General features: G+C 65.5%; 28 protein-coding genes. 15 read left to right on the forward strand and 13 right to left on the reverse strand.

Annotated elements, in window-relative coordinates:
* Window positions 1–26 precede the first annotated feature (26 nt).
* Window positions 27–740, forward strand: a complete 714-nt coding sequence (serB, locus tag ACSQ3N_RS17395; protein ID WP_056169441.1) for a phosphoserine phosphatase SerB — start codon at window positions 27–29, stop codon at window positions 738–740.
* A 52-nt stretch (window positions 741–792) separates the two neighbouring features.
* Here serB and ACSQ3N_RS17400 read toward each other — a convergent pair whose 3' ends face one another.
* Window positions 793–1,308 carry an RrF2 family transcriptional regulator gene (locus ACSQ3N_RS17400; RefSeq protein ID WP_056169444.1) on the reverse strand — a complete coding sequence of 172 codons (516 nt, stop codon included), beginning with the start codon at window positions 1,306–1,308 and terminating at the stop codon, window positions 793–795.
* A 91-nt stretch (window positions 1,309–1,399) separates the two neighbouring features.
* Between ACSQ3N_RS17400 and ytfE the strand changes: the two genes are divergently transcribed.
* Together ytfE and ACSQ3N_RS17410 are read left to right on the forward strand one after the other, a co-directional pair.
* Window positions 1,400–2,167: an iron-sulfur cluster repair protein YtfE gene (gene ytfE, locus ACSQ3N_RS17405; RefSeq protein WP_056169447.1), complete on the forward strand. Its 768-nt coding sequence runs from the start codon at window positions 1,400–1,402 to the stop codon at window positions 2,165–2,167.
* Window positions 2,168–2,175: 8 nt separating this feature from the next.
* Entirely contained in the window at window positions 2,176–2,640 is a 465-nt protein-coding gene (locus tag ACSQ3N_RS17410) for a group III truncated hemoglobin (RefSeq protein ID WP_056170600.1), read from the forward strand.
* 100 nt (window positions 2,641–2,740) lie between these two features.
* Here the strand turns inward: ACSQ3N_RS17410 and ACSQ3N_RS17415 are convergent, their stop codons facing one another.
* Both ACSQ3N_RS17415 and ACSQ3N_RS17420 read right to left on the reverse strand, forming a co-directional pair.
* The gene (locus ACSQ3N_RS17415; protein WP_200912439.1) at window positions 2,741–2,917 is read right to left on the reverse strand and encodes a LiaI-LiaF-like domain-containing protein; all 177 of its coding nucleotides are present in this window, start codon (window positions 2,915–2,917) and stop codon (window positions 2,741–2,743) included.
* A 66-nt stretch (window positions 2,918–2,983) separates the two neighbouring features.
* Window positions 2,984–3,217, reverse strand: coding sequence for a DUF3820 family protein (locus ACSQ3N_RS17420; protein WP_056170603.1), 234 nt, complete (start codon window positions 3,215–3,217; stop codon window positions 2,984–2,986).
* A 372-nt stretch (window positions 3,218–3,589) separates the two neighbouring features.
* Here ACSQ3N_RS17420 and ACSQ3N_RS17425 point away from each other — a divergent pair, with 372 nt between their 5' ends.
* The 3 genes from ACSQ3N_RS17425 to ACSQ3N_RS17435 are packed head-to-tail and all read left to right on the forward strand — an operon-like array spanning window position 3,590 to window position 8,846.
* Complete coding sequence (locus ACSQ3N_RS17425; RefSeq protein WP_436146938.1) at window positions 3,590–5,806, forward strand: ATP-binding protein; 2,217 nt, start codon at window positions 3,590–3,592, stop codon at window positions 5,804–5,806.
* Complete coding sequence (locus ACSQ3N_RS17430) at window positions 5,799–6,257, forward strand: response regulator (RefSeq protein WP_056169456.1); 459 nt, start codon at window positions 5,799–5,801, stop codon at window positions 6,255–6,257. The genes ACSQ3N_RS17425 and ACSQ3N_RS17430 overlap by 8 nt, the downstream gene beginning before the upstream one ends.
* Before the next feature lie 12 nt (window positions 6,258–6,269).
* On the forward strand, window positions 6,270–8,846 hold the full coding sequence (locus tag ACSQ3N_RS17435; RefSeq protein WP_156372110.1) for a response regulator: 2,577 nt from the start codon (window positions 6,270–6,272) through the stop codon (window positions 8,844–8,846).
* Between the two features lie 49 nt (window positions 8,847–8,895).
* Here ACSQ3N_RS17435 and ACSQ3N_RS17440 read toward each other — a convergent pair whose 3' ends face one another.
* Both ACSQ3N_RS17440 and ACSQ3N_RS17445 read right to left on the reverse strand, forming a co-directional pair.
* Window positions 8,896–9,258: a translation initiation factor Sui1 gene (locus ACSQ3N_RS17440; RefSeq protein ID WP_056169459.1), complete on the reverse strand. Its 363-nt coding sequence runs from the start codon at window positions 9,256–9,258 to the stop codon at window positions 8,896–8,898.
* Window positions 9,255–9,722, reverse strand: coding sequence for a DUF2721 domain-containing protein (locus ACSQ3N_RS17445; RefSeq protein WP_056169461.1), 468 nt, complete (start codon window positions 9,720–9,722; stop codon window positions 9,255–9,257). The genes ACSQ3N_RS17440 and ACSQ3N_RS17445 overlap by 4 nt, the downstream gene beginning before the upstream one ends.
* Before the next feature lie 183 nt (window positions 9,723–9,905).
* Between ACSQ3N_RS17445 and ACSQ3N_RS17450 the strand changes: the two genes are divergently transcribed.
* On the forward strand, window positions 9,906–11,195 hold the full coding sequence (locus ACSQ3N_RS17450; RefSeq protein ID WP_056170608.1) for a DEAD/DEAH box helicase: 1,290 nt from the start codon (window positions 9,906–9,908) through the stop codon (window positions 11,193–11,195).
* Between the two features lie 126 nt (window positions 11,196–11,321).
* On the opposite strand, the gene ACSQ3N_RS17455 is transcribed toward ACSQ3N_RS17450, so the two are convergent.
* Window positions 11,322–11,663 carry a DUF6172 family protein gene (locus ACSQ3N_RS17455; RefSeq protein WP_056169464.1) on the reverse strand — a complete coding sequence of 114 codons (342 nt, stop codon included), beginning with the start codon at window positions 11,661–11,663 and terminating at the stop codon, window positions 11,322–11,324.
* 91 nt (window positions 11,664–11,754) lie between these two features.
* Here ACSQ3N_RS17455 and ACSQ3N_RS17460 point away from each other — a divergent pair, with 91 nt between their 5' ends.
* Window positions 11,755–13,038: a sensor domain-containing diguanylate cyclase gene (locus ACSQ3N_RS17460; protein WP_056169467.1), complete on the forward strand. Its 1,284-nt coding sequence runs from the start codon at window positions 11,755–11,757 to the stop codon at window positions 13,036–13,038.
* Between the two features lie 51 nt (window positions 13,039–13,089).
* Here the strand turns inward: ACSQ3N_RS17460 and ACSQ3N_RS17465 are convergent, their stop codons facing one another.
* Window positions 13,090–13,293, reverse strand: coding sequence for a hypothetical protein (locus ACSQ3N_RS17465; RefSeq protein ID WP_056170610.1), 204 nt, complete (start codon window positions 13,291–13,293; stop codon window positions 13,090–13,092).
* Between the two features lie 32 nt (window positions 13,294–13,325).
* Complete coding sequence (locus ACSQ3N_RS17470; RefSeq protein ID WP_235507405.1) at window positions 13,326–14,942, reverse strand: methyl-accepting chemotaxis protein; 1,617 nt, start codon at window positions 14,940–14,942, stop codon at window positions 13,326–13,328.
* Between the two features lie 319 nt (window positions 14,943–15,261).
* Here ACSQ3N_RS17470 and ACSQ3N_RS17475 point away from each other — a divergent pair, with 319 nt between their 5' ends.
* Together ACSQ3N_RS17475 and ACSQ3N_RS17480 are read left to right on the forward strand one after the other, a co-directional pair.
* Window positions 15,262–16,842 (forward strand): CYTH and CHAD domain-containing protein, encoded by a 1,581-nt coding sequence (locus ACSQ3N_RS17475; RefSeq protein WP_436146939.1) that lies wholly within the window; start codon window positions 15,262–15,264, stop codon window positions 16,840–16,842.
* Between the two features lie 24 nt (window positions 16,843–16,866).
* On the forward strand, window positions 16,867–17,595 hold the full coding sequence (locus ACSQ3N_RS17480; RefSeq protein ID WP_436147969.1) for a 3'-5' exonuclease: 729 nt from the start codon (window positions 16,867–16,869) through the stop codon (window positions 17,593–17,595).
* Window positions 17,596–17,741: 146 nt separating this feature from the next.
* Here the strand turns inward: ACSQ3N_RS17480 and ACSQ3N_RS17485 are convergent, their stop codons facing one another.
* On the reverse strand, window positions 17,742–19,856 hold the full coding sequence (locus tag ACSQ3N_RS17485; RefSeq protein WP_436146940.1) for an FAD-dependent oxidoreductase: 2,115 nt from the start codon (window positions 19,854–19,856) through the stop codon (window positions 17,742–17,744).
* 56 nt (window positions 19,857–19,912) lie between these two features.
* Here ACSQ3N_RS17485 and ACSQ3N_RS17490 point away from each other — a divergent pair, with 56 nt between their 5' ends.
* Window positions 19,913–20,545, forward strand: coding sequence for a TetR/AcrR family transcriptional regulator (locus tag ACSQ3N_RS17490; protein WP_436146941.1), 633 nt, complete (start codon window positions 19,913–19,915; stop codon window positions 20,543–20,545).
* 33 nt (window positions 20,546–20,578) lie between these two features.
* Here the strand turns inward: ACSQ3N_RS17490 and ACSQ3N_RS17495 are convergent, their stop codons facing one another.
* Together ACSQ3N_RS17495 and ACSQ3N_RS17500 are read right to left on the reverse strand one after the other, a co-directional pair.
* A complete protein-coding gene (locus tag ACSQ3N_RS17495) occupies window positions 20,579–20,980 on the reverse strand; it encodes a hypothetical protein (RefSeq protein ID WP_436146942.1) in 402 nt (133 codons plus the stop codon).
* Between the two features lie 53 nt (window positions 20,981–21,033).
* Complete coding sequence (locus ACSQ3N_RS17500) at window positions 21,034–21,255, reverse strand: SlyX family protein (RefSeq protein WP_436146943.1); 222 nt, start codon at window positions 21,253–21,255, stop codon at window positions 21,034–21,036.
* Between the two features lie 123 nt (window positions 21,256–21,378).
* Here ACSQ3N_RS17500 and ACSQ3N_RS17505 point away from each other — a divergent pair, with 123 nt between their 5' ends.
* The 3 genes from ACSQ3N_RS17505 to ACSQ3N_RS17515 are packed head-to-tail and all read left to right on the forward strand — an operon-like array spanning window position 21,379 to window position 24,017.
* Complete coding sequence (locus ACSQ3N_RS17505) at window positions 21,379–21,651, forward strand: hypothetical protein (protein WP_436146944.1); 273 nt, start codon at window positions 21,379–21,381, stop codon at window positions 21,649–21,651.
* Window positions 21,648–22,886: an ImmA/IrrE family metallo-endopeptidase gene (locus ACSQ3N_RS17510; RefSeq protein WP_436146945.1), complete on the forward strand. Its 1,239-nt coding sequence runs from the start codon at window positions 21,648–21,650 to the stop codon at window positions 22,884–22,886. The genes ACSQ3N_RS17505 and ACSQ3N_RS17510 overlap by 4 nt, the downstream gene beginning before the upstream one ends.
* A 9-nt stretch (window positions 22,887–22,895) precedes the next feature.
* On the forward strand, window positions 22,896–24,017 hold the full coding sequence (locus tag ACSQ3N_RS17515; protein ID WP_436146946.1) for a beta family protein: 1,122 nt from the start codon (window positions 22,896–22,898) through the stop codon (window positions 24,015–24,017).
* On the opposite strand, the gene ACSQ3N_RS17520 is transcribed toward ACSQ3N_RS17515, so the two are convergent.
* A complete protein-coding gene (locus ACSQ3N_RS17520; RefSeq protein WP_436146947.1) occupies window positions 24,018–25,208 on the reverse strand; it encodes a PLP-dependent aminotransferase family protein in 1,191 nt (396 codons plus the stop codon). It abuts the gene before it with no gap.
* 132 nt (window positions 25,209–25,340) lie between these two features.
* Between ACSQ3N_RS17520 and ACSQ3N_RS17525 the strand changes: the two genes are divergently transcribed.
* Window positions 25,341–25,817 carry an AraC family transcriptional regulator gene (locus tag ACSQ3N_RS17525; RefSeq protein ID WP_436146948.1) on the forward strand — a complete coding sequence of 159 codons (477 nt, stop codon included), beginning with the start codon at window positions 25,341–25,343 and terminating at the stop codon, window positions 25,815–25,817.
* Between the two features lie 34 nt (window positions 25,818–25,851).
* Here ACSQ3N_RS17525 and ACSQ3N_RS17530 read toward each other — a convergent pair whose 3' ends face one another.
* Window positions 25,852–26,838, reverse strand: a complete 987-nt coding sequence (locus ACSQ3N_RS17530; RefSeq protein WP_436146949.1) for a Bug family tripartite tricarboxylate transporter substrate binding protein — start codon at window positions 26,836–26,838, stop codon at window positions 25,852–25,854.
* Window positions 26,839–26,896 lie beyond the last annotated feature (58 nt).

Below are 26,896 nucleotides of genomic sequence, written 5' to 3' on the forward strand. Positions count from 1 at the left end.
CGCCCAGCACCTATTCTTTTCCAGCCATGACCCACGCCACCGAATTCGCTCCCGGCCTAGTTGTCCAGGGCATTGAGCCCCCGCTGTCCCTGTCTGCCTACAAGCTCATCGCTTTTGACATGGACTCCACCCTCATCAACATCGAATGCGTGGACGAGATCGCCGACGCCGCAGGCCGCAAGGCCGAGGTGGCGGCCATCACCGAGGCTGCGATGCAGGGCGTGATCACCGACTACAAGGAGAGCCTGCGCCAGCGCGTGGCCCTGCTCCAGGGCGTGACGGTGCAACACATGGAGCAGGTGTTCACCGAGCGCCTGCGCTTCAACCCCGGCGCCAAAGAGCTCATCACCGCAGCCAAGGCCGCCGGCCTGACCACGCTGCTGGTCTCGGGCGGCTTCACCTTTTTTGCCGACCGCGTGAAGGCGGGCCTCGGCATCGACTTCGCCCGGTCGAACATGCTGGAAGTGGAAGGCGGCCTGCTCACCGGCCGCATGGTGAACCAGCCCTGGGGCGACATCTGCGACGGTGCCGAAAAGCGCCGCACCCTGCTGGAAGTGGCGTCGCTCATGGGCATTGCCCCATCGCAGGCCATCGCAGTGGGTGATGGCGCCAACGACCTGCCCATGATGGGCGTGGCCGGCCTGTCGGTGGCCTACCACGCCAAGCCCGCCGTGCGCGCGCAGGCCAACGTGGCCATTAACGAGGGCGGGCTGGACCGGCTGCTGGAAGTGCTGCGCTGAGCAACGCCTGCTGAAGGCCCTGCGTACCGGGCGCCCCGCCGCCAGGCGAGCGTCACTCCAGATACAAGGGCAGCGGCAGCCCTGCCACCGGCACCGAGGCATGCCGGGCCGACCCATTGCGCGGCGCGGCCACGGCGGCGACCACCCCCGTGGCCGGTGCCGTGGGCACCATCAAGTCCGCCAGCGTGACCCCATCCAGCACGTCCAGGTAAGCCTGCATCGCGCGCCCCAGCACGCCCTTCAAGCGGCAGTGGCTGCTCAGGCGGCAGCGGTTGGTCTCGGGGTCGAAGCACTCCACCAGATGGAAGTCGGTCTCGGTGGCGCGAACCACCGCTCCCACATTGATCTCTGACGCCGGGCGCATCAGCCGCATGCCACCGCCCCGCCCGCGCGTGGTCTCCAGCAGGCCCTGGGCGCCCAGCTGCTGCACGATCTTCATCAGGTGGCTGCGCGAAATGCCGTACCCCTCGGCCACCTCGACGATGGTCACCGGCTGCTCGCGGCCTTCGGTGGCGGCGCAGTACATCAGCACGCGCAGCGTGTAGTCGGTCCATTGGGTCAGGCGCATGGACTTTGCCCCAGGTCAATCAAAAGATTCATAGCGGCTGAATTTTATCGAATAAAATATTCACATCACATGAATCTTTAAAAGGACCGCCATGAACGCCCGCGCAGACCATCTCCACACCGCTTCGTCCGCCACGGATTTCGATCTGAATGCCCAGCAGCAGATCGGCCAGATCGCCGTGCACCTGCCGGGCGCCACTGCGGTGTTCCGCCGCCTCAAGCTGGACTTCTGCTGCGGCGGCCAGGTCGCGCTGGCACAGGCCACTGCCGACAAGGGGCTTGATGTGAATGCGGTGCTGGCCGAGCTGGCGGCCCTGCAGCACCACGAGGCTGCGCCCGAGGCGGCTTCCCCCAGTGTGCTGATCGACCACATCCTGGTGCGCTACCACGAGGTGCACCGCGCCCAGCTGCCCGAGCTGATCCGCATGGCCCGCCGCGTGGAGGCCGTGCACCGCGACAACCCGCAGGTGCCGGCGGGGCTGGCCGACCTGCTGGAAGCCATGCACGAAGAACTGCTCTCGCACATGCGCAAGGAAGAGCAGATCCTGTTCCCCATGATGAAGGCCGGCGGTAGCCCCTTCGTAGGGCAGCCCATCAGCATGATGCGCGCGGAACATGTGGACCATGGCGCCGCGCTCGACCAGCTCAACGCGCTCACCCACGATGCCACACCGCCGCTGGGCGCCTGCAACACCTGGCGCGCGCTTTACGCCGGCATCGCTCAGTTGAACGACGATTTGATCAGCCACATCCACCTGGAGAACAACGTGTTGTTCCCGGCGTTTGAGGCAGACGCCGCTCCATCCGCAACCTCGTCACCTGCGCAGGGCTGCGGGTCGTCGGGCTGCGCCTGCGGATGATGAAGATGATGCAGGCGACGAACGGCAGGTCTACCGCCACCCTTGACACAACGAGCAGCGCGGTCCCCACGGGCGTGCCCAACCCGGACAGCATCGCGCAGTTGGTGCATGGCTTCTATGCGGACGTGCGCGCGGACCCATTGCTCGGGCCGGTGTTCGAAAAGGCCCTGCACGGGCAGTGGGATGTGCACCTGCAGCGGCTGGTGGACTTTTGGAGCACGGTGGCGCTGGGCACGCGCAGCTTCAGGGGCGACGTGTTCGGCAAGCACATGGCGCTGGACGGCGTGACGCCCGCGCATTTTGCGGCCTGGGTACGGCTGTGGCAGCTGCACACCACCCGGCTCTTTGCGCCCGAGGCCGCCCAGCAGTTGCAGCTGGCGGCCCATGGCATTGCGCGCAATCTTTTCAGGGGTTACTTCGGCGAGGCGCCGTCGTTTTCCACCGACGTGGCGCCGGACACGCGAGCGCCCTGAGTCGGTTCGCAAGGCCCCGTCGGCCTGCGCTCATCCTTCCAATGGTAGCTAGGTAGCGAGGGCGGGCCTTGTGCGCCAAGGCCCTCCCCACCCCAGAGCCCTACTTGTCCTTTTTGGTGCCGGGCGTGAAGAACAGCGCCACACCCACCGCAATCAGCGCCACCGGCCACCACACCCGCAGCAACTCGCGCAGGCTGATGCTGATGAGCCCCAGGTTGGTCAGCAGAAAAAACACGCCCAGCACGACCAGAACGATCGCAGCGATATTGCCCTTCATGTGCATTCCCTCGGAGTTGTTGGTGTGGTCTGAGCGCGATTATGGCGGGACTGGAACGCGCCGCGCCTACGGTGCGGGCCGACCTGCGGCGCCGGCGCGCAGCGGCGTGAGCAGGTCGGACAGACCGTTGTGGTCGATCTCGCGCATCAGCGCCAGCAACTGCCCGAGCTCACCTTTGGGAAAGCCTTCGCGCGCAAACCAGTGCAGGTAGTTGCCCGGCAGGTCGGCCAGCAGCGTGCCTTTGTACTTGCCGTAGGGCATCTGCACGGTGACCAGGCGGTGCAGCTTGTCGGGGTCAATGGCCTGCATCGCTCACCTCGTGGGGTTGTTGTGCACGTGTTGCTGCAATCGGCCTCGCGCATTCTGCGCGCCGTGTCAGGAGATATGGGTAGCTTGCCATGAGGGAAGTGAGGCGTTGGTCAGCCTTCAAGATTAACGCCCGCAGGCGAGGAATCTCGCACTTTTGTGGAGAGGTCACTAGCAATGAAAGCCGACCAGGATGGCTCGCCCGTCGCGCTTTGGCCAGGGCGCCCCGCTCCACGCGCATGGCAAGGCGGCGCGCGCAAAGCGCTGGCCGCAGCGCGCGTGATCAAATAGGCATGGGCTGGAAAATCTACAAGAAATTCCCCGCCGGTCTATTGCAGCCGACCCTCCGCGTTCTCAGATCTCGCCATGAATACTCCTTCGGACCTCACGCTCTGTGACCAAGAGCCCATTCGCATCCCCGGCGCCATCCAGCCGCATGGCCGTATGCTGGTTCTTGACGGTGAAACGCTGGCCCTGCAAGCCTGGAGCGCCAACTGGTTCGATGCAGCTGCCGATGCCCTGGCTGCAATGGACCATCAGGCCCTGCATGCCACACCACCCGGTGGCGTGTCCATGCAGGTGGGTGTACTCCACATCGATGCCCAGATGCACTCCTGCTGGGCGCATCGCAACGCCACACAGCTGATTCTGGAGTGTGAGCCCACCCCTCCCCAACAGCGGCCGGAGGAGCCCATCTATGGCGTGGCTCGCGATTTCCTGCCCCGTCTTCAAGAGGCCGATACGGTCCAGGCACTGGCCCAGCTGGCCGCGGAAGAATTGCAGCGCCTGACGGGATTCGGTCGCACCCTCGTCTACCGGTTCGACGCAGACGGCCATGGCGAGGTGCTGGGTGAGGCCGTAGCGCCGGGGTACGAAAGCTATCTGGGGCTGCACTTCCCCGCGACGGACATTCCGCAGCAGGCCCGAGCGCTCTATCTGTCCAACCGGTTCCGGCTGATTCCGGACGCCAACTACCAAGCGGTCCCCCTGCTGGCAGTGCCCGGTGGGCCGACGGCACACGACATCGATCTGTCCCAAGCGTTCCTTCGCAGCGTGTCGCCCGTGCACCTGGAGTACATGCGCAACATGGGCACCCTGGCGTCGATGTCGGTATCCATCGTGGTGGACGGCAAGTTGTGGGGACTGGCCTCGTGCCACGACCACGCGCCCCGGTATCTGGACTCCGGCATGCGCGCGGCCTGCTCGCTGCTCGGCCAATTCCTCTCCATGCAGATCGATGCCAAACAGGCCACCGCAGAAGTGGCGGCGCGGCTGGAGCTGCGCAAGCTGACCCTGCAGTTGGTTGCGCACCTGTCGGACAGCGACGCCAGCCTGCGCCGCATCGTGGACGAGCCGTCGCTCCTGCTGCGCCTGGCCCGTGCCACGGGTGCGGCCGTGGTGCTGGACGACCAGGCATGGACTGCGGGCGAGACGCCGCCCCCCGATGCGCTGCTGGAGCTGGCGAACTGGGTCGCGGGCATGGGCCATGAGGTCTATGAAAGTTCGCAGCTCACCGCCCACTACCCGCAGGCAGCCGAATGGCAGACCACCGCTTCAGGCGTCTTGGCCATTTCCATTTCGCAGGTGCATCGCCACGTCATCTTGTGGTTCAGGCCCGAGCTGGTTCAGACGGTGACGTGGGCGGGCGATCCGCGCAAAAGTCGCCAGCCCGATGCGACAGGGAGGATCCACCCCCGCCACAGCTTTGCAAGCTGGGTGGAGCAAATCGGCGGCCATTGCCTCCCCTGGTCCGCGGCAGAGATCGGCACGGCCGGTGAACTGCGCCAGGCGCTGATCGGGGTCGTGCTGCGCCGCGCAGAGGAGTTGGCCGCCATCGCCAGCGAACTGGGCCGCGTGAACAAGGAGCTGGAGGCTTTTTCGTACACCGTATCGCACGACCTGCGGGCGCCCATGCGCCATATCGCTGGCTATGTGGACCTGGTGATGGAAACCGAAGGCACGGCGCTCACCGCCCGTGCGCACCGCTACATGGGCCATGTCAAGGATGCGGCGGCATTCGCCGGCCAGTTGGTGGATGCCTTGCTGGATTTTTCCCGCATGGGCCGCACGGCGCTCAAAATCAAGCGGGTGGACTGCAACAGCCTGGTGGAAGGGTTGGTGCGCGAAATCTCCCGGCACGAACGCGATCGGACCATCGAATGGCGTGTGGACCCGCACCTTCCCGTGCTGATGGCCGACCCGCTGCTGCTGCAAGTGGCGGTGCGCAACATCATGGGCAACGCCGTCAAATACAGCCGCGACAGCAAGCCCTGCGTGGTCACGGTGCGGGCCGTTCGCAACGCCGAAGGACAGGGCCTGGAGGTGCAGGACAACGGCGTCGGCTTTCAGATGCAATATGCAGCCAAACTGTTCCAGGTATTCCAGCGCCTGCACCAGGCCGAAGAGTTCGAGGGCACGGGCATCGGGCTGGCCAACGTGAAACGCATTGTGGAGCGGCACGGAGGCCGCGTGTGGGCCCACAGCGACGTAGGACATGGCGCCACTTTTGGGTTCGAGATCCCAGAGCCCGGGCACAATGCTGCCAATTTTCAATCTGTCGGGAACGAGTCCGATCATGCTTAAGCCGATTCTTCTGGTCGAGGACGACCTGCGCGACCAGGAACTGACGCTCCTGGCCCTGGAGCGAAGCCAGCTGGCCAACGACGTCGTGGTGCTGCGCGATGGCGCCGCAGCGCTCGACTACCTGCGCCGCGAAGGCGAATATGCCGACCGCGCCGAAGGCAACCCGGCGGTGATCCTGCTCGATCTGAAGCTGCCCAAGGTCAACGGACTGGAGGTGCTTGAAGCGGTCCGCCAGAGTCCGGCACTGCGCAGTGTTCCGGTGGTGATGTTGACCTCTTCGCAGGAAGAAAGCGACCTGTTGCGCAGCTACGAACTGGGTGTCAACGCGTATGTAGTCAAGCCCGTCGAATTCAAGCAATTCGTGTCTGCCATCGCCGATCTGGGCGTGTTTTGGGCAGTGCTCAATGAGCCGCCCCCAGGGTCCCTGCGCACCAACCGCAGGTACGAGTAGATCTTGGGCACCATGGTCCGATCGGAGCACCCGCTGAGGGTCGTGTTGCTGGAGGATTCCGCGTTCGACGCTGAACTGCTCCAGGAATTCTTGCTGGGTATCTACCCCCGCGCCCACATCGAATGGGTTCGCAATGCCCAGGGCTTTGCGGGCGCGCTGGAGCGCGGCGGTTTCGACGTCATCCTGTCCGACCACGAACTGGGCGGCTTTACCGGCACCGAGGCGCTCGACCTGGCCCGCGAGCGGATGCCGCTGGTTCCCTTCATTTTTGTATCCGGGGTGATCGGCGAGGACAACGCGGTAGAACTGCTCAAGCGCGGCGCGACCGACTATGTGAGCAAGTCGAGGTTGCCACGGCTCGCGTCCGTGCTGGACCGCGCGCTGCGCGAGGTGGCAGAGCGGTCAGCCCGCATCGCGGCAGTGGCCGAGATGCAGACCGCCAAGGAAGAAGCCGAACGGTTGACGGTGGAGCTGGCCCAGCGCGTGCGCGAAGTGGAAACAGGGCAGGCGCGGCTGCGGGCCGCCACCGATGCTGGCGAGCTGGGCGTATGGCAACTGGACCTGGCGCGGCAAGAGCTCATGGCCTCAGGCCACTGCAAGGCCAACTTCGGCCGCGACGAATCCCTGCCGTTTACCTACGCCGAACTGCTGGGCGCCGTGCATCCCGATGACCTGGCGCGCATGCAAGCCTCGGTCGCCCACACGATCGCGACCGGCGAGGACTACCGCATCGAGTACCGGATCGTGCGGCCGGATGGCCAGCTGGCGTGGGTGCGGATCATGGGCCGCCTGGAGCGTGACGCGGAGGGCCAACCCGCCTACATGGCCGGCATCTCGCAGGAGATCACCGACATCGTGCTGGCCGGCCGGCGTGCGCAGCTGATGGAGCTTCTGGAACGCGATGTCTATGGCGTCCCGCACGAGCCGCATGAAATCGCCTACCGCGCCGCCGAGGCCCTGGGCCGGGTGCTGGACGTGAGCCGTGCTGGCTACGGCTTGATCGACCGCGAGGCAGAGACGATCACCATCGACCGCGACTGGAACGCGCCGGGCATTGCGACCTTGGCAGGCACGCTTCATTTTCGGGACTTCGGCAGCTACATCGAAGACCTCAAGCGGGGGGAGACGGTGGTATTTGCCGATGCCCGCACCGACCCGCGCACGCGCGATACGGCCGATGCGCTGATCGCCATCAGTGCGCAGTCGGTCATCAACATGCCGGTGAATGAGGAAGGCGGCTTGGTGGCATTGCTGTACCTGAACCATGCCACCTTGCGGCATTGGACGGCGGACGAAATGAGCCTCATCCGCGAGGTGGCGCACAGAACCCGTCACGCGGTGGAGCGCCGGCGCGCCGAACAAAACCTGCATGCGCTGGCGAACTCGCTCGAACGCAAGGTCAAGGAGCGCACCGCTGAACTCATGCGGACCGAAGCCGCACTGCGGCAGTCCCAGAAGATGGAAGCCGTGGGCCAGCTGACCGGCGGCCTGGCGCATGATTTCAACAACTTGCTCGGTGCGATCTCGGGCAGCCTGGAGCTGCTCAAACGCCAGGCCGGCAAGGAATCTCCGTCCTTGCGCTACATCGAGATGGGCCAGACCGCGACCAAACGGGCAGCCGCGCTCACGCACCGTCTGTTGGCCTTCTCCCGCCAGCAGACGCTCGAGCCCAAGGTCGTGCAGGTCAATCAATTGATCGGCGGGTTCGAGGACCTGATTCGCCGCTCCATAGGACCGCAGGTTGCGCTGGAAGTGCTTGCCGGGACCGGCGTGTGGCCGGTGCTCGCCGACCCCGGACAGCTCGAAAATGCGCTGCTGAACCTGTGCATCAATGCCCGCGATGCCATGCCCGACGGCGGCCGCCTGGTGGTGGAGACCACCAACCGGTCCATCGATGAACGCACCGCCAGCGACGAAGGCATGCGGCCGGGCCAGTACGTGTCGATTGCCGTGACCGACGACGGTACCGGTATGCCTGCCGAAGTGATCGCCCGCGCGTTCGACCCCTTTTTCACGACGAAACCCCTTGGAATGGGGACCGGCCTGGGTCTTTCCATGGTCTACGGCTTCGCGCGCCAGTCAGGGGGGCAGGCCAGGATCCACTCGGAAGTGGGCGCAGGCACCACCGTGTGCATCTTCTTGCCGCGGCACCTGGGTGAAGACACTGTCCGCAATGAGCACACCGCGCAGGCGCCACCGCTCGGCAACACCGGGCTGGGCGAGACCATACTGGTCGTCGATGATGAAGCCTCGGTCCGCGCGTTGATGGCGGAGGTCCTGCGTGAGATGGGCTACCGCGTGCTGGAGGCAGAGGACGGGCTTGGCGCGGTCGAGCTGCTGCAGCACGACCCCTCCGTGACGCTGCTCGTCACCGACGTGGGCTTGCCCGGCGGAATGAATGGCCGCCAGGTGGCCGATGCGGCCCGCACGACGCATCCGGCGCTCAAGGTGCTGTTCGTGACGGGTTATGCCGAAAATGCCGTGCTCAGCCACGGACACCTGCCCACCGGCATGCAGGTGCTGACCAAGCCTTTCGAGTTGCATGTGTTCGGCCAGAAGGTGCAGACGCTGGTCAAGGCTGCGTTCTAGTCGCCGCGCTCCGCCGCCCCCGCCGATCCGGTGGTCGGCTACGCCGGCCTTAACCGCCCGCGCGCTTGACCTTGTGGCCCAGCTTCTGCAGCGCGGCCATCACGCGGTCCACATGGTCGCCCTGCACTTCGATCACGCCGTCCTTCACCGTGCCGCCGCTGCCGCAGGCGGCCTTGAGCTGCTTGCCCAGCTGCTCCAGCGCGGCGGCGTCGACCAGCACGCCCTTGACCAATGTCACGGCCTTGCCGCCGCGGCCCTTGGTCTCGCGCGACACGCGCACGATGCCGTCGCCCGTGGGCAGCGGCTTGTTCTGGTGGCAGACGCACTGCGCCACAGGCTGGCGGCAGCCTGGGCACATGCGCCCCGCGTCGGTGGAGTACACCAGCCCGCCCAGGTCCGCGAACGACTTCATCGCTTGTGCTCCACTTCGTTCTGCAGCATGTGAAAGTCCAGCAGGCGCGTGGCAAGCAGCGTTTCGGTCAGAAAGCACACGAGCGCGAGCAGGAATGAGGCCACCCCTGCCAGGAAGCCCGCCACCGCCAGCCGGTTGGACTGGAAGTTCGTCGTCTCGCCCAGGAACAGCAGGATGATGGTGATGCCGATCAGGAAAGCGCAGAACGTGAGCAGCCCGATGCAGCCATTGGCCAGCCGCCCGCGCAGCCGCAGGTCGGCCAGTTCCTTGTAGGCACGGGCCAGGAATTCGGGCTCGGTGTTGGCGCGTGCGCGGTCTTCCACCACACGCGCCCGGTCGATGATGCGGGCCAGGCGGCCGGCCACGGCGCCGATCATCCCGGAGACGGCGGTGAGCAGGAACACCGGCGCCACCGCGAGCTGGATGCCATGGGTGATGTTGGACGGATCGAGGGTCAGGGCCATGGTTGCGAAGAAGAAGTGACGAAAAAGCAGGCGGCCTGATTATCGGTGCCACCGCCCGCAGCCGGGCAGCCCCTGTGCCGCCGCTGCAACTGCGGCGACAATGGCGGCTTCCCTTCCTCCACGCGCAGCGCCCTGCGGCCCCATCCTGGCTAGCCGTCCGTGCGCCTGCCCTGCCCCCTGCCCATGCCCTTTGCTTCCCTCGGCCTGTCCCCGGCCCTCGTCCATGCCGCCACCCAGCTGGGGTTCACTGCGCCCACGCCCATCCAGGCCGAGGCCATACCGGCCATTTTGCAAGGCTCGGACGTGCTGGGCGCCGCGCAGACCGGCTCGGGCAAGACCGCCGCCTTTGCCCTGCCTCTGCTGCAGCTGCTGCCCCTGAGCGCCACCTCCGGGCCGCGCCGCGTGCGCGCCCTGGTGCTGGTGCCCACGCGCGAGCTGGCCGCGCAGGTGGGCGAGGTGCTGCGCAGCCTGGCCCAGCACCTGCAGCAGCCGCTGAAGGTGGCCATCGTGTTCGGAGGCGTGTCGATCAACCCCCAGATGCTGGGCCTGCGCGGCGGCGCCGACATCGTGGTGGCCACGCCCGGGCGCCTGCTGGACCTGGTGGAGCACAACGCGCTGCGCCTGTCTGCCGTGGCGCACCTGGTGCTGGACGAAGCCGACCGCCTGCTGGACCTGGGCTTCGCCGAAGAACTGCAGCGCGTGCTGGCGCTGCTGCCCACGCAGCGGCAGAACCTGTTTTTCTCGGCCACCTTCCCGGCCGCGGTGCAGGCGCTGGCCGATGCACTGCTCAAGAGCCCCGTGCGGGTCGAAGTACCCCACACGCCGGGCAACGAGCCTTCCATCGAGCAGCGCGCCATTGCGGTGGATGCTGCCCGCCGCACCCAGCTGCTGCGCCACCTGGTCAAGGAGCACGGCTGGTCGCGCGTGCTGGTGTTCGTGGCCACGCAGTACGCGGCCGAGCATGTGGCTGAAAAGCTCTACAAGGCCGGCATCTTCGCCTCGCCCTTCCACGGCGGGCTGAGCCAGGGCGCCCGCAAACAGGTGCTGCAGGAGTTCAAGGACGAACGCTGGCAGGTGGTGGTGACCACCGACCTGGCCGCACGCGGCATCGACATTGCGCAGTTGCCCGCCGTGGTCAACTACGACCTGCCGCGCTCTGCGGTGGACTACGTGCACCGCATCGGCCGCACAGGCCGCGCAGGCGAGAGCGGCGTGGCCGTGAGCTTTGTGACGGCCGACGCCGAAGCGCATTTCCGGCTGATCGAAAAGCGCCAGCACCTGGCACTGCCACTGGAGCAGATTGCGGGCTTCGAGCGGACCGCAACGGCCCCTGCCGCTGCGCCCGATGCGCAGTCACCCGCCGGCACCGGCGGCATCAAGGGCAAGCGCCCGAACAAGAAGGACAAGTTGCGGGCCGCTGCTGCCGCGGCGGCAGCAGCCGGCGACGCCGAGCACGGGCCCGGCAAGGCATAAGCGCCTGCACAAAAAAAAGCGCTGGGGCATGCCTCCAGCGCTTCGTGATACGACCCTGTCACCCAATTTGAGCGGTGACCCGGTGACCGGGCCACCAGCGGTCAGGGGTTCATTGGGGCCAGTCGGTCAGGCCTCTTCGTCGTCCATCCCCTCATCGCCCTCGCCTTCAGGCTCTGCGCCGGGAGGCCGCGCCTTGCGCTGGCCGGGCTTGGCGAAGATCTCGACGTAGAACTGCGGGCCACCCTCGGCGGCCACCGCGTTGATGCGCTCGGTCAGCGCAGACAGGTGCACCACCTCGGCGGCGTCCTGGGTACGGCCGAAGCGGCAGTCGAAGTCCCAGTAGTCGGCGCCTTCAGGCAGATCGCGGCGGCGTTCGCGCTTGATGTACTTGCGGATTTCGTGCTTGACGGCATCCAGGATGCGGTCCGGATTCTTGCCTTCGGCGTGGAGTTGAAAAGTTTTTCTCATGGCTGATGGTAGCGCCCCCGGCACAAACCCATTCCCAGTTGAAAACCCAGATGCCACAATGGCGCACAACATCTGGTGACAAACCACACCCATGCACCCCTCCATCGATCTGCTGCAAGCGCTGCCGGCGGCGGTATTGGTCACGCAGAACGGGGCCATCCGTTTTGCCAATGCGGCGGGTGCGCAGTTGCTGGGGTTTGACAGCCCAGAAGGCCTGATCGGTCAGGTGCTCGCCGAGTTCGTGCACCCCCTGGATCAGCGCCGCTCCAACCGGCGCGTACAGCAGGTGGCGGGGGCCGATCAGGCCCGGCGGCCCAACAAATCCTCCGAATTCCGGGTGCGCACGCAGCAGGGCCAGCTGCGCATGGTGCTGGTGAGCAGCGTCGCCATCGACTGGGAAGGCGCGCCCGCCGTGCTGATGACCGGTATGGACATGACTCACCAGAGCGAGATCGAGGCCGAGCTGCGCGAGAGCGAGCAGAGCTTTCGCCGCCTGTTCGAGAACATGCAGGACGTGTACTACCGCACCAATGCGCAGGGCGTGGTGCAGCACGTGGGCCCGGCCGTGCGGCGCGTGCTGGGCTACGAGCCGCACGAGATCGAGGGCCGCACCGCCGAGTCGTACTACCCGCAAAGCTCCGACCGCGATGCGTTCAAGGCGGCCATCCTCGCGCAGGGCGAGGTCTCGGACTTCCCCGGCCAGATGGTGCGCCGCGACGGCCAGGTGATCGACATCTCCATCAGCAGCCACGCGCTGTACGACCACGCCGGCAATTTTGCGGGTGTGGAGGGCATCTACCGCGACGTGACGCAGCGCAAGAACCTGGAGCGCGAGCTGCAGCGCTTGGCCACCACCGACATGCTGACCGGCATGGCCAACCGGCGCGCCTTCCTGGAATGCGCCGAGTCGGTGTACGCGCATTCGCTGCGCAATGGCGAGCCCATCACCCTGCTGATGCTGGACCTGGACCACTTCAAGTCCATCAACGACCGCTTCGGCCACCTGGAGGGCGACCGCGCCCTGGCGGCGTTTGCCCAGGCCGTCAAAAGCCAGCTGCGCGCGAGCGACGTCGTGGGCCGCCTGGGCGGCGAGGAATTCGGCGTGCTGCTGCCGCTCACCGCCATCGACGAGGGGCTGGAGGTGGCCACGCGCATCCTCGCCAGCATCCGGGCGCTGCAACTGAGCGACGATGCAGGCCAGCCCTACGGCATCACCGCCAGCATGGGCCTGGGCGCCTTTCGGCAGACCGACCGCAGCCTGCGCGATGCGCTCGACCGTGCGGACCAGGCGCTGTACCTGGCCAAGCACCGGGGGCGCAACCAGATCGCATCGCTGGAGCCCACCGGTCCGCAGCCAGAAACGCCGGGCCACTGACCGCCTCCTCTGCCCGCGCGGCCATCGCCGCCGGGCCACGGCGGGCCCCGGTCAGATCCGCATCCGCTCCTGCTGCAGGTTCCACAGGCAGGCCGCGATGCGCAGCAGCATCTCCATCACGTGCTCGGCGCCGCCGTGCGACAGCTCCAGGTCGTCGATGATCATGGCCAGTTGCGCGATGGCGTCTTCGGGCGTGGCCGCGCCGCCCGTGTGGGCGATCTCTGCAATGGCGATGAGTACGTCCGTCCGGTTCATGGGAATGGGCGCAGGGTGGTCGGCGCGGGTGTTCACCGGGGCGCCATGGACAGCCGGGGCTGTACTGCGGTGTCCGCGCCGGCCAGGCGCAGCGGCTCGTCGCCGGCTGCGCCAGCCTGCGGGCCCAGCTGAAACTGGCGGATCACATCCAGCAGGCGCCGGGCCTGGTTCTTCATGCCGGTGGAGGCCGACGAGCTGTCGTCCACCAGCGCCGCATTCTGCTGCGTGGCCACATCGAGCTGGCGCACGGCCTCGCCGATCTGCGCGATGCCGCGCGCCTGCTCCTGGCCCGCGCCCTGGATCTCGCTGATCAGCTCCACCACCTGGTCCACATGGCGCACGGTGTTGGCCACGCGCTCGCCCGCCTGGCCGACCAGGGTGGAGCCGCGCTCCACACCCCGCACGCTGGCGGTGATGAGGCCGCGGATTTCACGCGCCGCAGTGCTGCTGCGCTGCGACAGCCCCCGCACCTCGCCCGCCACCACCGCAAAGCCGCGCCCCTGCTCGCCCGCGCGGGCCGCCTCCACCGCGGCATTCAGCGCCAGCAGGTTGGTCTGGAAAGCGATGTCGTCGATGACCTTGATGATGTCGTTGATCTTGCGCGACTGGGCGTTGATCTCCTGCATGGTGGCGATGACGTCCTGCATCACGCTGCCGCCTTCGTTGGCGACCTTGCTGGCCTCCTGGGCCAGGCGCGTGGCGCGGCCTGCGTTGTCGGTGTTGTGCTGCACGGTGGCGGTCAGCTGTTCCATCGATGCGGCCGTCTCCTGCAGGCTCGATGCCTGCACCTCGGTGCGGCGGGCCAGGTCTTCAGCACCGCCCGCGATCTGCACCGCATCGCGCGCCACGGTCTCGGTGCTGTCGCGCACCTCGGTGATCACGCGCACCAATTGGCCGTTCATCTCGCGCAGGGCGCCCAGCAGCTCGGCGGTCTCGTCGGTGCCGCGCACCTCGATGCGCGCGCTCAGGTCGCCCCCGGCCACCGTGCGCGCCACGGCCACGGCCTGCTGCAGCGGCCGCGAGATGGACCGGGTGATGACCACCGCCATCGCCGCACCTGCCAGCAGCGCCAGCGCCGTGGCGGCCAGCATCCACACATGGATGGTCTCGCTCATGGCGCGTGCGGCGCCGAATTCATCGGCCGCCACGCGCACCTGCAGTTCCACCAGCCGCTGCACGGCGTCCTGCACCTTGGCGGCGTGGGGCCGGATCTGGTTGATGTACAGCTCGGAGCCGTCGTCGTACTTGCCGCCCACCAGCGCGGCGGCGGCGGGGATCAGCCCCTGGTCGAGGTAGGTGGCATTGGCCTGTGCGAACGCGCGGGCCAGTGCGTCTTCTTCGGCGCCGAGCGGCTGGGCGGTGTAGGTCTTCCACAGCGTGCGGATGCGCTCCACGTTCGCTGTGAGCGTCGCGTGGGTGGCCTGGTTGGCAGTGCCCGGGTCCATGAGCATGTCCATCACCAGCACGCGGTTGCGCTGCGTGAGGTGGCTGATCTCCGCCAGCACGCCCAGCGGCACCGTGCGGTCGCCATACAGCGCCGCGCTGCGCTCGGTCAGGCGCTTGGCGCCGCTGATGCCGCCTGCGGCCAGTGCCGATAGCAAGAGCAAAAGCACCGCGAACGCCAAGGCCAGGCGGGTGCCGATTTTCATGGTCTGGAGCATGTGAACTTTCTGGTCGACCCGGCGGACTGGCAGCCTTGGGAAGCGGCTACCTGTGCGACATATCCGCCGGTGTTCAGATACTATTTATTTCAAGTGACAAAATCATGACTTGGTATTCATTCGTTCCTTGATAATCCATTCACGATAATTTCATTATCTTGAAATTGATTATCTGCAACAAAGCAATGCACCGTACCTGGCATCTACGTCCAAATCGCATGACTGCACAGGCAGCGGTTCCATCGCCAACGCCCGGCCAGCACCGCACTCCACGATAATTCGCACTCACTGAAAATACCCGGGCACCATGGAAATCGAATTCAAGTTCTGCATTCCCCCTGCGCAATTGGCCGCCGTCACCGCCGCCGTTCGCCGCGGCCGGCACACGCCCATTCGCATGGAGGCGCGCTATTTCGACACGCCCGATGCCGCCCTGTCGTCCCGCGGCATCGCGCTGCGCCTGCGGCGGGAAGGCGACCGCTGGGTGCAGACCGTGAAGGCCCTGGGCGAGGGCCCGCTGGACCGCCACGAGCACAACGTGGAGCGCGGCGCGGCCAGCCCGGCTGGCGCACCCGCGCTGCAGCCCGACCTGCATGCGGGATCGCCGGCCGGAGACATCATGATGCGCGCGCTGCAGGGCGCGGCCGGCCCCCTGGCAGAGACCTACGGCACCGAGATGGACCGCATCACCCGCGACATCCGCTTTGCCGGGGGCATGGCCGAGCTGGCGCTCGACACCGGCCGCGTGGTGGCCCGCCGCGGCACCCCGCAGCAGCAGGAGGCCCGCATCTGCGAGCTGGAGCTCGAACTCAAAAGCGGCCCCGTGGCCGGCCTGGCCCGGCTGGCCGACACCTGGGCACGCCAGCACGGCCTGGTGCTGAGCACCATTTCCAAGGCTGAACGCGGGGAGCGGCTGCTGGCCCCGCAGTGGGTGCGCCCGGCGGTGTCGGCCCGCCCGCTGCGCGCGGGCAGCACCGCGCCGTTGTTTCTGGATGCGGCCCACCTGCAGCGCACCGTGCTCTCCCACTGCCTGGTGCAGATCCTGGCCAATGCCAGCGAAATCGTCGAAACCACGCTGCCCACCACCGACCTGGCCGAGCATGTCCACCAGCTGCGCATCGGCATCCGCCGCCTGCGCACCGCGCTGCGCGAGCTGGACGCCCTGGCACCCGGGCGCTTCGCCCCGCACTGGGAGCCCGCACTGCGGGACGTGTTCCAACGCCTGGGCAGCCTGCGCGACCGCGAGCAGATCCTGCGCGGCTTCAACGCCGAACTGCGCGATGCGGGCGCACCGGCCTCGCTGCTGATGCCGCTGGGCGACGCCCCAGGCCATGCCGCGGCGGACATCGTGCGCACGCCGGCCTTCCAGTCCGCGCTGGTCGAGCTCATGGGCTTCACCGCCGACAAGGCGGAGCCCACCGACGGCGCACAGGCCCTGCCCCCGAAGGACGTGCGCCGCACACTCCAGAAGAAGCTCCAATCGCTGCGCACCCAGGTGCTCGCCGACGGGCGCCGCATCGACACGCTGGCCGCGCCCGCGCAGCACCGCCTGCGCAAACGCTTGAAGCGCCTGCGCTACCTGGCGGAGTTTCTGGTGCCCGCCTTCGATGGCGACGAGGGCGATGCCTTTCTGCAGAGCCTGCGCCCCGCCCTGGCCGCGCTGGGCCGGCTGCACGATGAACGCGTGGCCAGCGACCTGTACACCGAGATCGCCACCCGGGACGCCCGCGCCTGGTTCGGCGTGGGCTGGCTGGCCGCCCGCCTCCCGCGCACCACCACGGCCAGCCGCAAGGCGCTGGCGCGCATTGGCGAGGTGCCGCGCCTGCACAAGCCCAAGGCCCCGAAGGTCCCGAAGGCAGCAAAGGCAGCAAAGGCGCGCAGGCCCTGACCCCGCCGCCGGGCACCGGGCACAATCCCCAGCATGACGGCCCCCACCCCACCCCGGCGCGCACTCGCGCACGGGCAGACCCAGACCCCTTCCCCCACCACCGCCGACACCGCCGACACCGCCCCCCACGGCCGCGCGCACCCATCGCACCACCAGGCCATCCCCGGCAAGGAGCAGATCGCCCTGCTCGACGCCTTCGAGCGGCTGGGCATGGACAGCATCACGCTGGTGCGCACGCCGGAGCAGGCCGACCGCGCGCGCGACGCGCTGTGCAAAGCCACGGCCTGGGGGTTCGACACCGAATCCAAACCCACCTTCGTGCAGGGGGAGGCGTCGGACGGCCCGCACATCGTGCAGCTGGCCACGCTGGACCACGCCTGGGTCTTTCAGTTGCAGGATGCCGGTTGCCGCGCGCGCGTGGCCGAACTGCTGGCCCTGCGCGGCGTGACCAAGGCAGGCTTCGGCCTGGGGGACGACACCAAGCGCATCAAGGCCAAGCTGGGCGTGGAGCCCGCCGATGTGCTGGAGCTCAACACCGTGTTCCGCCAACGCGGCTACCGCAAGGACATGGGCGTGAAGGCCGCCGTGGCCGTGCTGTTCAACCGGCGCTTTCTCAAATCCAAGAAGGCCGCGACGTCCAACTGGGCCAACGACCGGCTGACCGAAGCGCAGGTGCTCTACGCCGCCAACGATGCCTGGGCAGCGCTGCGGGTGTTCCATGCGCTGCAGGTGCCTGCCGCACCCGCTGCGTAAGGCGCGGTCGATTCAATTGCTATAAAAACAATAGCTGCTAGCGCTTGACTATCAAGCGGTAGGGCCTTTTTTATATCAAATCCGCTGCCTGAATCGCTCGCGGCGTCACCTACTGGTGCAGCGTGGTGTGGTGTGTGCTGCGCCCATCACAACCGCGCAGCCAGCCGCGCCGCCTGGTCGATGGCGCGCTTGGCATCCAGCTCCCCCGCCTCCAGCGCGCCGCCGATCAGGTGCGGCTTGCGGCCCTGGGCCTCCAGCGCCTGCGCGAGGCTGGCCAGCGGCACCTGGCCCGCGCACAGGACCACGGTGTCGCAGGCGATCCAGGTGGGGTCCTCGCGCTTCTCGCCGTACGACACCAGCAGGCCTTCGTCGGCAATGCGCTCGTAGTTCACGCCACCCACCATCTGCACGTCCTTCATCTTGAGCACCGTGCGGTGGATCCAGCCCGTGGTCTTGCCCAGGCCGCCACCGAGCTTGCCCTTCTTGCGCTGCAGCAGCGTCACCTGGCGCGCCGGCGGCGTGGCGTGCGGCCCGGCGGGTGCCAGGCCACCGCGCGCCTGGGCGGGGTCGGTGATGCCCCATTCGGCCTGCCACGCGCTCACGTCGAGCGTGGTGGATGGGTGCTCGCCGTGGGTCAGAAACTCGGCCACGTCAAAGCCGATGCCGCCCGCGCCGATGATGGCCACGCGCTCGCCCACCGGCTTGCGGTGCCGCAGCACGTCGATGTAGCTCAGCACCTTGGGATGGTCCTGCCCGGGGATCTGCGGGTCGCGCGGCAGCACGCCCGTGGCCACCACCACCTCGTCGAAGCCCGCCAGGTCCGCCGCCTCCACCACGCGGTTCAGGTGCAACTGCACGCCGGTGTCCTCCACCCGCGTGGTCAGGTAGCGCAGCATTTCGTGGAACTCCTCCTTGCCCGGGATCACCTTGGCCATGTTGAGCTGGCCGCCGATGGCGGGCGCCGCGTCGAACAGGTGCACCTCGTGCCCCCGCTCGGCCGCCACCGTGGCCGCCGTCAGGCCCGCAGGCCCGGCGCCCACCACGGCGATGCGCTTGCGGGCCGACGGTGTGGCGATGGGGCGGTAGACCAGTTCGGTCTCGTGGCAGGCGCGCGGGTTGACCAGGCAGCTGCTGGTCTTGTTCTGGAACACATGGTCCAGGCAGGCCTGGTTGCAGGCGATGCAGGTGTTGATGCGGTCGGCCCGGCCCTGGGCGGCCTTCTTCACAAAGGCGGCGTCGGCCAGCAGCGGGCGGGCCATCGACACCATGTCGGCGCAGCCGTCGGCCAGCACGGCTTCAGCCACCTCGGGCGTGTTGATGCGGTTGGAGGTGACCAGCGGCGTGACAATGCCTGCCGCCACGAACTCGGCCTTCATCTTCTGCGTGACCCAGGCAAACGCCGCGCGCGGCACGCTGGTGGCAATGGTGGGCACCCGCGCCTCGTGCCAGCCGATGCCGGTGTTGACGATGTTCGCCCCGCACGTGGCCACGGCCTTGCCCAGGGTGACGATCTCGTCCCAGCTGCTGCCGCCCGGGACCAGGTCGATCATCGACAGGCGGTAGATGATGATGAAGTCCGGCCCCACGGCCTCGCGCATGCGGGCCAAAATTTCTACCGGCAGGCGCATGCGGTGGCTGTAGTCGCCGCCCCAGGCGTCCTGGCGCAGGTTGGTGGTCTGCGACAGGAACTGGTTGATGAAGTAGCCCTCCGAGCCCATCACCTCCACGCCGTCGTAGCCCGCCTCGCGCGCCTTCACAGCGCAGTTGACGAACGCGCGGATCTGGCGCTCCACCCCGCGGGCCGACAGTGCGAACGGCGTGAACGGCGAAATGGGCGACTGCAGGCGCGAGGGCGCCACCGCCAACGGGTGGTAGGCGTAGCGGCCCGTGTGCAGGATCTGCAGCGCGATCTTGCCGCCCGCCTCGTGCACGGCCCGCGTGACCACCTGGTGGCGCCGCGCCGCGCCCGACGTGGACAACGTGCCCGCAAAAGGCTTGGCCCAGCCCGCGATGTTGGGCGCAAAACCGCCGGTCACGATCAGGCCCACATCGCCCTCGGCCCGCTCGCGAAAATAAGCCGCCATACGCGACAGGTCGCGCCCGTCCTCCAGCCCCGTGTGCATGGAGCCCATGAGCACACGGTTCTTGAGCGTGGTGAAGCCCAGGTCGAGGGGCGCGAGCAGGTGCGGGTACAAGGCTGCGCCGGGCGTGGCGGCGGCGGCTGCAGGGAAGGCTGTGGGAGCGGTGGAAGAAGACTGCATGGGCACCATCGTGGACTAGAAATATTTTCTAGAACTTTATTCTATAATCACATGCCATGGCAAGCCGCACTTCCCCCAACCCGCCCGCCCCTCCGACCGAAGCCACCGCAGACCGCCGCCAGGACATCCTGAACGCCGCCCTCGCCTGCGCGGCCGAAGGCGGCGTGGACGCGGTCACCATCGACGGCGTGCGGGCCCGCTGCGGGGCCAGCGTGGGCAGCATTTATCACCACTTCGGCAACCGCGACGGCATCGTGGCGGCGCTGTTCTTCGACATCTTTCACGACCAGTCGCGCAGCGTGCAGGCGCAGCTCGATGCCTCGCGCGGCGTGGAAGCCGGCGTGCGCGCCCTGGTCACGGGGTATCTGGACTGGGTGGTGGCGCAGCCCGGGCGGGCGCGCTTCTTGTTCCAGGCCCGGGGCGCCGTGGCGGCGGGCCCGCGCTCGCCCGACCTGGCCGAGGCGGCCGGCCGCCGCAACCAGGCGCTGGTGGCCTGGTTCGAGCCGCAGCGCCGTGCCGGTGCGGTGCTGGACCTTCCGTGCGAGCTGATGCCCTCGCTGGTGATGGGGCCGGTGCAGAGCTATTGCCGGGCCTGGCTGTCGGACCGCGCCGGGCCGGGCACGCTGCCGTCGCCCGAAACCTACCGCAGCGAGCTGGCCGCGGCGGCGTGGCGCTCGGTCAAGGCGTGACAGCGCGGCCCTGGCGGCTGTTGCGACTGCCGGTCAGCCCGCTGCGCCCGCCTTGCGGCGCCAGGCCCAATGCACAGCCCCGGCCAGCAATGCTCCCGCCGGGCCGATGGTGACAAGGTTCCACAGCGGCATGAACAGCAGGCCGAGCGCTGCGGTGGAGCCCGCCGGGGCCACGAAGACGCTGTAGTGCATGTACAGGTCTGCCACCAGACACGCGGCAGCCGCCCCCAGGCCCCACGCCGCCCAGCGCCCCCGTGCCAGCCAGGCAGAGATGGCATACGGCGCGCACGAGAAGACCCACAGGCCGATGAGGAATGCGCTGGCACCCGCGCCCTCCTCGCCGCCCGCTGCCTTGAACACCACCGTGTAGAGGTGCAGCGCCGCGCCTGCGCCGCACAGGGCCAGGGCCGATGGGGTGAGCATGGCGGAAGGCATGGGCGACCTTTCTGCGTGGAAGCGCGGTGTGCGGCGGGGTGTGCCTTTGGTCGTCAATAGTGCGGCGGCAGCTCGTCGCGCGGGTTGCGCGGCGCCGCGGCGCCACCGCCCTCCGGCGCTTGCTGGCGCAGCTGGATCACCTCGCGCGCCAGCCGGTCGATCAGCTCCTGCTGGCGGTAGATGGTCATGTTGAGCTGGTCCAGCAGGTCTTCGGTGAAGCTGGCCTTGATCTCCAGGGCTTCTAGTCGTTGTTCGATGTCGTAAGTATGTTGCATGGCGTATTGGACAACAGTCGCGAGCCGCTGACCGCGGCGGTAACCGCCGCAAGCTCTTGCGTGCGCAAAGAGCAAACACGAAAAAATTTCCCAGATTGGGAAAGTCATGTACACTGAATTCCCATGAAGGTAATTGGCCGTCAACTTATTGCTCAAGCACCGCTTTCGCTTACGGCAAAGCGCCGTTTGTCGTTGTGGATCAGTCAACTCAAAGAGCTTCGTCCAGCCAGCTCAGCTGAGTTGTCTGCAACGTTTCCCGAGTCAGAGCTTGGAGAGGGTGACGAAATAGTGTTCAGGTTCCCCCAATCAGGAGTACGTGTTGAGACGTTGACGTCAGTCAGCCTTGGAATTGTTTGCATTGAGCATATTTATCCAGAAGAAGTTATATTGCGATGACTGACCTAACAACAAATTTTGGGTCTTCTACCCCCCTACAAGTCATCAAGGATGACAGTCAATACGCTCGGTATCTTGGTGAGATTCGAGAATTGATGAGGAACTCTCCTCACATCAACGCGCTAGCTCCTCAAAGGATTGAGCTACTTGCAGTTTTACTAGAGAAATACGAAGAGGAAAGATTTTTGCTTTCCTCTGTTGATCCTGTTGATGCAATTACCATGCGCATGGTGGAACTTGGCTTCGAGCAAAAAGATCTTGCAAGAATACTAGGCAGTGCCTCCAGAGCTTCAGAGGTTTTAAACCGCAGACGACAGTTGAGCTTGGAGCAAATGCGGCTTCTGCACAGCGAGTTAAATATTCCCGCCGAAGTTTTGCTTGGTCGTCCCGCATCTGCCGGTATAGAACTGGACGGAGAAATTATCAATCAACTTCCTTTGACTGAGATGGCAAGGCGTGGCTGGCTTGGTCGACAAGTACAAGGGGACGGGCAACTTATTGAGCGGTTTCGTGAATTTCTGGCAAAGGTCTCCCTAGGCGCCACCCCCGTATTTATGCGCAGATCGATATTTGGGGGAGTTGCAGAAAAATCCAAGGTGCTTACATATGCTTGGTTAGCCAGAGTCATAATGAGAGCGCGCGAAAACAGAAAAATAAATATTAGATTTAACGCATCCACTTTCAATGTCGATTTTCTGTTGCAGGTTGCAAAGCTTAGTGCTGCAGACAATGGCCCTAAATTAGCACAAGAATTTCTTGCAATGAAAGGGATCATTCTGATCGCTGAACCTCAGTTATCAGGAATGGAAGTAGACGGTGCTGTTTTGAGAGATGATGACGGCACGCCCATTATTGGACTAACTCTGCGATTCGATAGACTAGACAACTTCTGGTTCACACTGCTACATGAGCTGGCGCACCTATTAAGACATTTTTCAAACCAATCTGTCGCATTTATTGACGACTTAGCCAATCTCGACGATTCAGATCCTAGAGAAAGTGAAGCCGATGCAATAGCAGGCGAATGCTTGATACCTAGGTCATCGTGGAATCGATCACTAGCATCGAGAACGCGAAAGAAAGAAGACATTGACGCACTAGCCAGCAGTCTATGCATTCATCCAGCAATTATTGCAGGCCGCATTCGCAAAGAAACAAATAATTGGCGACTGCTATCCAAGATGGTAGGACAAGATCAAGCCCGCAAACATTTTCCAGACGCTACGTGGGAATAGGAGTTCACTATGAGTACGATTTTTTCCGGAATGAAGCTCAAAGACGGCGAATTGTTGGCGCTTGAGCAAATTGAACGAAAAACCAGCAATGGGGTAACGCCAATTTTTGATGTTTTACGGCCGACGAAGGCCAATCCAGTGGCCAAGCGAATTGAAGATTCTGCCAGGCTTCTTATCGAAAGCGGTTGGTGCAAGCCAAGTAAAAAATTCATCGTAGACACGTACGACATCCCTATCGAAGACTTCCTGCCCGACGGGTCAACCCCTATCGAAGGGCTAGCAAAAAAACTTTCGTATTATAATTTTCAACCGGGCTATTGCTATGGCTTCGACAGGGGGATAGCCTATGAAGAAGGTTTTTCAAGGCTTATCCAGTCCAATCTTATAGAGAATATCTATTTTCGATTAGGCATACATGATTTAATTTTCATACAGGATACCCTCGCGAAAATCCAATCAGTTCTATCTCTATCCACAAGAAAATTCAAAAACGTTGGCGTTATTTTTGATCTCCGAGTTTTGGAGCAATGCCCTACTGATTCCGATCGAATCTGCACCAATGCCAGTCACCATCTAAAAGTATTCGGCATAAACAATCAAATATTCCTAGCATCTGCGATGTGGGACTGGACAAAAATCAAGCCCGAGGAAATAACTCGAGTTCCCCGCTCCGACTATTTACTGTGGGAATCGCTACTAAAAAGAAACGTTCAGATCAAATATGGAGACTACGGGGTAATCAGCCCACAATTTACAGAGCCAGACAAAACGATAATTGCATCACCAAAAATACGATATTGCGGATTTTCAAGTTGGCTCGTATCCAAAGGAGAAAAACCTCAAAAAGGAGGAAATTCTCAATATCCGCGCTTGGCAAAACGTCTAATCAAAGAAAAAGAATTTCGTCACAATGAATTGAACTGGGGTCATGATCAACTGAAAGACATGAGTGACTACAGACTAGATACTGTAGGCCACTCCAAATCCGTTGCAATTGACACATGCAACCATCTCGATCTTGTTTTTCAACAAGTTACATATGCTGAGCGCATTCATGCAGAATCTCAATCTGCAGGTGCAAATTCTTTTTATGATCTAGAAAATATCGGTGCACCGAAAAAGCTAATTTAGTTAGACCGCCTGCCCCAGGCGGGCGACGCCTTCGCGGATCTTCTCCACATCGGCGGTCGCGAACGACAGGCGCAGCGTGGCGTGGTCGGGGTTGGCGCAGAAGAACGGCGTGCCGGGCACGAAGGCCACGCCCTTTTCGATGGCGCGTTTGGCCAGCACATTGCCATCGGCCACCTTGCCGCCCGCGCCGGTCAGGCGCGCCCACACGAACAGGCCGCCCTGGGGCTGCACGAACTCGATAGCGTCACCCAGTTCCTTGCGCAGCGCATCGCCCATGGCCTGGGCACGCTCGGCGTACACCTTGCGCACGTTGGCCAGCGTGGCAGGCATGCGGCCGGCCTTGAGGTACTGGGCGGCCGTGGCCTGGGCGAAGGTGCTGGTGTGCGCATCGCTGAACTGCTTGCACATGGTGGCCTTGGCCAGCAGCTCGGCCGGGGCGATCATCCAGCCCACGCGCAGGCCGGGCGACAGCACCTTGCTCAAACTGCCGCAGTGCACCAGCAGCTCGCGGCTGCCGGGCACGCTGGCCGACAGGTTGAGCAGGCTGGGGGGTGGCGCGTCGCCAAAATACAGGTCGCCGTACGGGTCGTCCTCGACGATCAGGGTGTTGTGCTTGACGGCCATCTCCAGCACGGCCTTGCGGCGCTCGGCGCTCAGCATCACGCCGCTGGGGTTGCCGAAGGTGGGGATGAGGTAGACGAACTTGGGCTTGTGCTCAGCGATCAGCTTTTCCAGCTCGTCGGTCTTCACACCGTTGGCGTCGATGGGTGCGCTGATGAGCTCGGCGCCGTACAGGCGAAAGCACTGGATGGTGGCCAGGAAGGTCGGGCCTTCCACGATGACCTTGTCGCCGGGGCTGATGAGCGTCTTGCCCAGCAGGTCCAGCGCCTGCTGGCTGCCGGTGGTGACGATGAGGTTGTCGGCCGCGACCGCCGTGGCACCCTTGGATGCCATGAAGGCGGCCAGTTGGTCGCGCAGCGGGTTGTAGCCCTCGGTGGCGCCGTACTGCAGCGCAGCGCCCGGCTCTTCGGTCAGGGCAGCGTTGCTGGCGGCGCGGATGCCTTCCACATCGAACATCGCGCTGTCCGGGAAGCCGCCCGCAAAGCTGATGATGCCGGGCTTGCCCAGCAGCTTGAAAAGCTCGCGGATGGCGGAGGTTTCTACATTGTTCAGGCGGTCGGCGAATTGCATGGCGTCAACAAGGTGGGTGGCAAAGAATCTGCCATTGTCGCCAATTGCCGAGCAGGTTTCCTGCGACGGGCCAGGTGTTTACGATGCAAGGCGCCGCGTTGTCGGCCATCACCCGACTGAAAGACCTGCCCCATGCCCCTCGAAATCCGCCAATTGCCCCGCATGCGCCTGGCCTACATGCGCCAGACCGGCCCGTACGGCCCATCGCTCACGCACCTGTGGGACCGCTTTGGCCGGTGGTGCCAGGCGCGTGGCCTGGCCGAGCCGCGGCCCAAGTACTACGGCATCAGCCTGGACAACCCCGCCTGCACCCCGCCCGAGCAGTGCCGCTACGACGCCTGCGTGCAGGTGGGCGTGGGGCTGCGCACGGGCACCGAGGCGCTGGTGCAGGACTTTCCGGGCGGCGACTACGCCTGCCTGCAGTTCGTGGGCACCGGGCCCGAGATCGGCGCGGCCTGGGCGAGCATGATGGCGCCGGGGCAGATCCCCGCGGGCTGGGAGGTGGCCGCGCGGCCCGCCGTCGAGGTGTATGACGAACACTTTGCCGTCAACCCCGCCACCGGTGCGTTTCCGTGCTGGCTGTGTCTGGCGGTGCAGCGCACGGCCTGAGCACGCCCCGCGCCGCGGCGCGCCACCTTATTGATCAATCGACGCGGATGTCCGCCCGCGCCGCTACGGCGCGCATCAGCGGCAGTTCACGCTCGATGCGGGCGCGCAGCGCGTCGCCATTGCCCCAGGCCGGGGTCATGCCGATGTCCACCAGCTTCTTCTTGAATTCGGCGGACGCCATGGTGTCGGCCAGGGCCTTCTCCAGCTTTTTCTGCACCGGTGTGGGCAGGCCGGCGGGCGCGACGAACGCGAACCACGAGCCCATGTCGAAGCCCGGGTAGCCGCTCTCGGCCACCGTGGGCACGTTGGGCAACAACGCCAGGCGCTGCGGGCTCAGCACGGCGATGGGCTTGATCTTGCCGGCCTTGATGAGCGGGGTGGAGGCCACCACCGTGTCCACCGCCAGCTGCACCTGCCCGCCCATCAGCGCAGTCAGGTTGGGCGAGCTGCCGTTGAAGGGCACGTGCAGCATCGGAAAGCCCGCGGTGGCCTTGAGCATCTCGGCGCCGAAGTGCACCGACGAGCCCGTGCCGTAGGACCCGTACGAGAACTTGTCCGGCGCGGCCTTGGCCTGCGCCACGATGTCCTTGAGCGTGCTGCCCTGCACATCGTTGTGGGCTACCAGCAGCAGCCCCATGTCAGCCACCATGCCGATGGGCGTGAAGCTGCGCACCGGGTCGTACGGCAGGTTGGTGCGGATGGCGGGGTTCATGGTGAGCGTGGTGTTGGCGCCCAGCAGCAGGGTGTAGCCGTCGGCCGGGGCCTTGGCCACCAGCGACGCAGCCACCACCGTGCCCGCGCCCGGCCTGTTTTCGACCACCATCGGCTGGCCCAGCCGCTCGCCCATCGCCGTGGCCAGCAGGCGCCCCAGGATGTCCGTGGCGCCACCGGGCGCGAACGGGACGACCAGCTTCACGGGCCGGTCGGGATAGGTCTGCTGCGCCCACGACACGGCAGGCGCTGCCAGCACGAATGCGCTGGCCAGGAGACACGATACGAAGCGGGAGCGCGGCAGGGACATGGGGAGTTCTCCGGTCAAAAAATGCGGGAAGGGCAGTAAGAGCAGTAAGGGCGGGATG

Origin of the sequence: Acidovorax sp. LjRoot194, assembly GCF_964253015.1 — a bacterium.
Lineage (GTDB): Bacteria > Pseudomonadota > Gammaproteobacteria > Burkholderiales > Burkholderiaceae_C > Acidovorax.